This window comes from Thermosipho africanus Ob7 (assembly GCF_003351105.1).
GTDB classification, from domain to species: Bacteria; Thermotogota; Thermotogae; order Thermotogales; family Fervidobacteriaceae; genus Thermosipho; species Thermosipho africanus.
Map to the genome: position 1 here is coordinate 1 of NZ_NKRG01000021.1, position 1,406 is coordinate 1,406.

A 1,406-nucleotide genomic window follows, 5' to 3' on the forward strand; every position below is an offset into this window, starting at 1 on the left:
ACCTCATAGGCTTTACCATTAATAGTATCGATCCTGATTTACCTGCTGGCGATTACCCTGTAGTTCTTAGCCTTACTTTCGTTCCTACCGTTTCTTTCTAGAGATAACTAAAACATATCCAAGTAGTTTAAACTTTGACTACTTGGATTCTTAAAATGCTACTTTCTCCTTAAAAGAAAGGAGTTATCATGAAAATACAAATTCTACTACTTATTTTTGTTTCATTACTTTCATTTTCAAATAACCATATTATAGGAAAAGTCAACATAAAAGTTCCTCCAGAAATAAATACTAACATTAAAACTTTCGAATATAATCTGTGCAATACATACGAAGAAAATAACTGCCAAAATAGTCTACTTCTTAAAATGAACTATTCATCAAACTACTTAGTATTTTTAGTAATTTCTTATCCAAAAACAATAATTGATAATTTTATATTTGTATCAGTTAAATCCTACATCAACAATTTTCCAACAGCAAATTTTTGGTACACTGGCAGCAAATGTTATAGTTCAGACAATTACGTTCTTACACCACTTTCAAACAATGGAATAGTTAAATTTTTCTTTAAAAATAGCAAAAAATCTAAAACTATACCCGCTGGAAAGTATACTATACCAATTGAATTTAAATTCTATCCAATTGTAAAGTGGTGAAATATCAGTGAAAGGAGGAGAATATTTTGAAAAAGATCATAATATTTATGTTAAGTTTGTTAGCAATAAGCTTACTTGCAACTACTCAAGATAATTCTATTCATGTTTCTGGATGTACTTCTACCACTACTGAGTTAAGTAATACCATAGACGTTAGAGTTCATCAATGGATAGACTTAACGTGGGATGCAACTCCTTACCATATCTGTGATAAAGAAACAAATGATCAATATTTTGATGACGGTTTTGTACTTTTGTCTGTTGAATACTTTTCAAACGCAGATGTTCAAGTTTCAGTAGATTTTCCTGATCCATATTTTAGAAATGAATTTTTAGAAATATTAGAAAACATATCAATATATTTCTTTGTAAAATCGATCGATGCAGTATCTAATCAAGATAGTTATTTTCAATTTAATTATAACATGGGAGATTTAACAAGAATGGGTACAGATACTACAATACCTGTAAATCTACCACTTGTCAGCCAAGGTTCAATTTTATTCACAATAAACACTGTAACTTCTGATCCTGGACCATATGAAACACCTGCTGGTGTATATCATTTACCAGTAAGGTTCACATTTAATCCTACAGTAAGTTGGTAACCACAAAAACTAAGGAGGGGAAACTATGAGAAAGATGTTAATTACTTTATTAAGTTTATTTGCTTTATTTATTTTTGCCGATGCAACTTCTGTACATGTACCTGGATGTGATTGGGAAGAATATACTATTGATTCTTCT

General features: G+C 29.9%; 2 protein-coding genes. Both read left to right on the plus strand.

The window, feature by feature from the left end; translation table 11 throughout:
* Positions 1-188 precede the first annotated feature (188 nt).
* Positions 189-659: a hypothetical protein gene (locus tag OB7_RS09785; protein WP_012580285.1), complete on the plus strand. Its 471-nt coding sequence runs from the start codon at positions 189-191 to the stop codon at positions 657-659.
* A gap of 26 nt (positions 660-685) precedes the next feature.
* A complete protein-coding gene (locus tag OB7_RS09790) occupies positions 686-1,267 on the plus strand; it encodes a hypothetical protein (RefSeq protein ID WP_114703182.1) in 582 nt (193 codons plus the stop codon).
* The last annotated feature ends 139 nt before the right edge of the window (positions 1,268-1,406 follow it).

Bases quoted from the DNA above. Each gene is read 5' to 3' on its own strand.
- OB7_RS09785 (WP_012580285.1), top strand. From the start codon at position 189: ATGAAAATACAAATTCTACTACTTATTTTTGTTTCATTACTTTCATTT.